Genomic DNA, 2,600 nt, shown 5'->3' on the forward strand with positions numbered 1-2,600 from the left:
GTCGCCCGGCGCCTGCCCCGGCGCGGCGTCGCCCGGCCGCAGGACACCCTGTCGCGAAAGCCCCAGCCCCCGTAGGGTCGAGCCATGGCCTCCGCCGTTCGACAAACTCAGGATCCGCGCCGTGTCACCCTCGACGTCGCGGGACCCGACGGGCCGCGCCAGGTCGGGCTGTCGAGCCCGAATCGGGTCATCTGGCCCGAGCTCGGCATCACGAAGCGCGAGCTCGCCGAGTATGCGATCGCCGTCGCCGAGCCATTCCTCCGCGCCAACGGCCATCGCCCGGTGTCGCTGGAGCGCTTCCCCGACACCATCGACGGCGAGCGCTTCTTCTCGAAGAACCCGCCCCGCGGCGCCCCCGACTATGTGCACGAGGTGATGTGCACCTACAACAGCGGCCGACGGCATCCGCAGGTCGTGCTCGACGAAGCCGCCGCGATCGTCTGGGCGATCCAGATGAACACCGTCGTCTTCCATCCGTGGGCATCGCTCGCGGCCGACACCGACAACCCCGTCGAGCTGCGGATCGACCTCGACCCGCAGCCGGGCACGGACTTCGCGGATGCCGCGGCCGTCGCCCCGGCGCTGCGCGAGGTGCTGCGCGAAGCAGGGCTGGAGGCGTGGCTGAAGACGAGCGGGAACCGCGGCATCCACGCGTTCTGCCCCATCGAGCCGACCCATGAGTTCCTCGACGTGCGGCACGCGGTGATCGCCGCGGGCCGCGAACTGGAACGACGGATGCCGGATCGGGTCACGACCGCCTGGTGGAAGGAGGAGCGCGGCGAGCGCATCTTCGTCGACTTCAATCAGGCGAACCGCGACCGCACGATGGCCGGCGCCTACAGCCCACGGGCGCTCCCGACGGCAACCGTCGCGACCCCGATCACATGGGACGAGCTCGAGGCGGGCGTCGACCCGGCATCCTTCACGGTGCGGACCGTGCCGCAGCGCCTCGCCGACATCGGCGACCCGTGGCGTGACCTGCAGCAGAAGCCCGGCCGCATCGACACGCTGCTGCAGTGGTGGGAGCGCGACCTCGCCGACGGGCTCGGCGAGCTGCCGTTCCCGCCCGAGTTCCCGAAGATGCCCGGCGAACCGCCCCGCGTGCAGCCGAGCCGCGCTCGCAAGCCTGAGGCCTGAACGGCGCGCCGCGCCTACGCGACGGGTGCCTCCGTCAGCGGGTCGCGGCTGGCCGCAGCATCCTCTCGGTGCTTCGGCCGCGCCCAGCGTGCCGGGGTGTCGGGACCGTCCCACACCTGCACGATCCCCCACGCGACCGCCGTGATCGGCACGGCGAGCACGGCCCCGATGATCCCCGACAGCACCGTCCCGATCGTCAGGGCGACGAGCACGACGAACGCGTGCAGCTTCATCGAACGGCCCATGAGCACCGGCTGCAGCAGATTCCCCTCGAGCTGGTTGACGAGCACGACGACGCCGACCACCAGTAGCGCGACGACCCAGCCGTTCGCGACGAGCGCGACGAGTGCGGCGAGGATGCCGGCGAGCGTCGCGCCGACGATCGGGATGAACGCCAGCAGGAACACGAGCGCGGCCAGCGGGATCGCGAGCGGGACCTGCAGGATCAGCAGGCCGATGAGGATGCCGACGGCATCCACGGCGGCGACCGTCGCGGTGCCGCGGACGTAGGAACCCAGGGTCGTGACCGTCTTTTCGCCGATGCGCACCGCGCGTTCGTAGTGCTCCCCGCGGAACGGCCGCAGCAGGAACGCCCACATCTGCGGCCCGTCCTTGAGGAAGAAGAACAGCATGACGACCATCAGCACGAGGCCCGTGACGAAACTCGCGACCGCGCTCACTCCCGCGATCGCGCCGGAACCGAACTGTGCGCTCGTGACGAAGGCCTGCAGCTGCGCGATCCACTCGTCGAGCTGCTCGTGGTCGATGTCGAACGGCAGCGTGCGGCCCCACGCGAGCAGGTCCTGCAGGCCCTGCTCCGCCTGCGCGTAGAGCGTGTCCCACTGGTCGCGGACGGCCCAGACGATCAGCCAGCCGACCGCCGCGAGGATCGCCAGGATCGCGAACAGGGCGAGCAGGGTCGCCGCGAGCGACGGCACACCGCCGCCGCGCAACCACGACATGACCGGCGCGAACGCCGACGCGAAGATGAGGGCGAGCACGAGCGGGATCGTGACGACCGTGATCTGCTGGATGCCGAGCACGATCGCCGCCGCGACAGCCACGACGATCATGACCTGCAGCGCGCGGATGGCGAGCACGCCCAGGCCGTCGGACCAGAGGCTCCAGGGTTTGCCGTCGGCATCCACGCGCAGCGGCGCACCCGTCGAGTCGATGCGGACGGTCTTCGGTGTTGAACCAGGTCTTGCACCCGGTGCGGAGCGGAACAGTCCCATCCTCCGACGCTAACCTGAGTCCCTTATCGGGCGTAAGGGTTGACAACGCCGTGCGGGGCAGGAGGACGGTGTCGTGAAAGCAGGCTGGATCGACTGCCGGCGGGGCTGAGGGGGGTGTGAAGCGTGACTCAGCCTGCTTTTGCGACGGCGCAGGCGGCGAAGGGGGGCGGCGAGGACCGGCGGGCTCCGGCGGGGAGCGGCGGGCGGATGCCGGCGACAGCGCCGTGG

2 protein-coding genes are annotated in these 2,600 nt (G+C 71.0%); one reads left to right on the forward strand and one right to left on the reverse strand.

The features are described 5' to 3' along the window. Nucleotides 1-84: 84 nt before the first annotated feature. The gene (ligD, locus tag WBP48_RS16495) at nucleotides 85-1,137 is read left to right on the forward strand and encodes a non-homologous end-joining DNA ligase (RefSeq protein WP_424441828.1); all 1,053 of its coding nucleotides are present in this window, start codon (nucleotides 85-87) and stop codon (nucleotides 1,135-1,137) included. A 14-nt stretch (nucleotides 1,138-1,151) separates the two neighbouring features. Here the strand turns inward: ligD and WBP48_RS16500 are convergent, their stop codons facing one another. Next, entirely contained in the window at nucleotides 1,152-2,372 is a 1,221-nt protein-coding gene (locus WBP48_RS16500) for an AI-2E family transporter (RefSeq protein WP_424441829.1), read from the reverse strand. Between the last annotated feature and the right edge of the window lie 228 nt (nucleotides 2,373-2,600).

Source organism: Microbacterium sp. (genome assembly GCF_049661145.1).
In the GTDB taxonomy this organism is placed as follows: domain Bacteria; phylum Actinomycetota; class Actinomycetes; order Actinomycetales; family Microbacteriaceae; genus Microbacterium.